Here is a 2,783-nt window from a genome sequence, read left to right on the forward strand (position 1 = left end):
GGCGACATCGAGATGCAGATGCGCTCGGTCGGCGAATATCAGGGCCGCCCGCGCGACGCCTCGACGCCCGGCATCATCATCGGCACGATCGACGAATCCGTCGGTGGCGACGGCGTCATCACCGATGACAAGATCAAGTCCGTTGCCGATCTGAAGGGCAAGGTCGTCGCGGCCGAGCCCAACATCCCCTCGCGCCTGCTGCTGCAGATGGAGCTGAAGCAGGCGGGCCTGTCGCTGAAGGATCTGCAGATCAAGGACATCGCGACGGCCGATACGGGTGCGGTTTTCGTCGATGAATCGATCGCCGCGATCGCGACCTACGAACCGTTCATGTCGCAGGCGCTGAAGGCCTCGACCCGCACCGGTGCCCGCATGCTGATCTCGTCCAAGGATCATCGCGGCATCATCATCGACGCGATCATCGCCCGCAACGACGACTTCAAGGCGAACCCCGACAAATACGCAAAATTCCTCGGCTGCATCTATGAGGCGGTCGATTTCATCAAGGCCGAGCCGGAAAAATTCGCCGACATGGCGTCCAAGCATTTCGGCCTGACGCCTGCCGAAGTGACCGACATCGTCAACTCCAGCCTGTCCTACACGACGCTTGCAGAATCCCTGGCCTACATGGGCAAGCCGGGAGAAAAAGGCACGTTGCACGGGATATTCGACACGGTGATGGATCTAAACCTGGAGAACGGCGCCGCCGACAACAGACTGGTGGCGGCGGACCAGATCGACAGTTCGGCGATCAACAAGATCCCGGCGAAATAGCGGCCGCGCGGCCGGGCCGGCAGCTTGTCTCGGCTGTCGGCAGCGATGTCATTCCGGCTTACCGCCGGTGACGACCGTTCTTTCGATCATCCGGGGATAGTGATTTGTTCAGCAGCCTGTTCGTCTTCCGCGGTCGCGGATCGCCGATGCTGGAGTTCGCCGTCAGTGTCGCTGCGGCTGCGCTCGTTATTGCCCTGTGGGAGCTGGCGGCGCGCGCGGGCATCATTGCGCCGCAGTTCCTGCCGTCGCCGAGCCGCGTCGTCATTGCCCTGTGGACGATGCTGACCGAGCAGAACCTGCTCTGGCACGTCGCGGTCTCGACCACCCGTGTCTGGATCGCCTTCCTGCTGGCCGCCGTCATGGCGATCCCGATCGGCATCATGATGAGCAGCTACCGGATCGTCGGCGCCGCCCTGGAGCCGATGATCGATTTCATCCGCTACCTGCCGGTCCCCGCACTCGTGCCGCTGTCCATCATCTGGTTCGGCGTCGGCGAGGAGACAAAGATCTTCCTGCTCTGGCTGGGCACGTTCTTCCAGCTCGTGCTGCTCGTCGCCGACGACATGCGGCGCGTGCCGCAGGAATTCGTCGAGGTCGCCCGCACCGTCGGCGCCAATTCGAGGCAAGTCATGATCGACGTCGCCCTGCGCTGGATGGGCCCGACGCTGCTCGACAATCTGCGCATCACGCTCGGCTGGTGCTGGACCTATCTGATCATCGCCGAGATCGTCGCCGCCGATTCCGGCATCGGCTATGTGATCTGGACGGCCCGGCGCTTCGTCAAGACACCGGAGGTCATGGCCGGCGTCGTCGTCATCGGCCTGATCGGCCTTGTCACCGACCAACTTTTGCGCCTGCTTCACCGCCGGCTGTTCCGGTATCTGCGAGGAGCATGACATGACCGGATATGTTCAATTCATCGACACGGCCAAGTCCTTTGGCCCCGTCGATGTCGTGCGAAACACCAGCCTTGGCCTCGAGCGCAATTCGCTGGTCGTCTTCCTCGGCCCCTCGGGCTGCGGCAAGACCACCCTGATGCGCATGGTCGGCGGCCTCGACGAACCGAGTTCGGGCTCGATCCTGCTCGGTGGGGAAAAGGTCGTCAGACCGGACAGACGGCGCGGCATGGTGTTCCAGTCCTATTCGTCGTTTCCCTGGTTGACGGTCAAAAACAACATCGCCTTCGGCATGCGCTACAGGAAGGACCTCGGTGCCACCGAAAGAGCCGAGCGTATCAGCCACTATCTCAAGCTGTTCGGGCTCGCCGACTTTGCCAACTCCTATCCAAACCGGATTTCGGGAGGCATGCGCCAGCGGGTGGCCATAGCCCGCACGCTCGCCGCGGGTTCGGACGTGCTGTTGATGGACGAGCCTTTCGGCGCCCTCGACGCGCTGACGCGCGAGCGGCTTCAGGTCGAGCTGCGGCAGATCCAGATCCGCGAGGAAAAGACCATCATCTTCGTCACCCACGACGTCGAAGAAGCCGTATTTCTCGCCGACCGGATCATCCTGTTCTCGCGCCGTCCAGCCTCGATCGTCGCCGATATCGACGTGGCGGCAGAGCTTGGCCCGGACCGGCCGCTGGAGATTCGCGAAACCCAGAAATTCTTCGAGCTGCGCAACAAGGTCCTGCATCTGATCCGCAACGAAACCGGAGTGGTCGTATGAGCCTCTCCTTTTCCGGAAAGAAGGTCGTGATCACCGGAGCCAGCCGAGGCATCGGGCTCGGCATCGCCAAGGGCTTCGCCCAGGCCGGCGCCAGCCTGCACCTCATTGCCAACGACGCGGCCGTGCACGAACGGGCCCACGACTTGGGCGCCACAGGCACGGAGGCCGACATCGCCGACCGCGAGGCGGTCGGCGCGGCCCTCGAACCGATCTCCCGGATCGACGTGCTCATCAACAATGCCGGCCTCGAGCTGATGACGCCGATCACCGACAGCAGCGACGAGGCCGAAGCCGCCTTCCGGCGCATCATCGAGATCAACGTCATCGGCACGGCGCTTGTC

4 protein-coding genes are annotated in these 2,783 nt (G+C 63.3%); all 4 read left to right on the plus strand.

Annotation, left to right across the window (positions count from 1 at the left end; all coding sequences use genetic code 11):
* A partial coding sequence (locus tag EOB59_RS31340; RefSeq protein ID WP_206622084.1) for an ABC transporter substrate-binding protein occupies positions 1-774 on the plus strand: 774 nt, incomplete at its 5' end.
* 104 nt (positions 775-878) lie between these two features.
* Entirely contained in the window at positions 879-1,670 is a 792-nt protein-coding gene (locus tag EOB59_RS31345; protein ID WP_245486836.1) for an ABC transporter permease, read from the plus strand.
* A 1-nt stretch (position 1,671) separates the two neighbouring features.
* Entirely contained in the window at positions 1,672-2,442 is a 771-nt protein-coding gene (locus tag EOB59_RS31350; protein WP_128290037.1) for an ABC transporter ATP-binding protein, read from the plus strand.
* On the plus strand, positions 2,439-2,783 hold a 345-nt coding region (locus tag EOB59_RS36925; RefSeq protein WP_245486837.1), incomplete at its 3' end, for an SDR family NAD(P)-dependent oxidoreductase. The genes EOB59_RS31350 and EOB59_RS36925, both read left to right, overlap by 4 nt.

The sequence above is a fragment of the Mesorhizobium sp. M7A.F.Ca.MR.176.00.0.0 genome (genome assembly GCF_004023165.1).
Taxonomy (GTDB): domain Bacteria; phylum Pseudomonadota; class Alphaproteobacteria; order Rhizobiales; family Rhizobiaceae; genus Mesorhizobium.

Bases quoted from the DNA above. Each gene is read 5' to 3' on its own strand.
- EOB59_RS31350 (WP_128290037.1), top strand. From the start codon at position 1,672: ATGACCGGATATGTTCAATTCATCGACACGGCCAAGTCCTTTGGCCCC.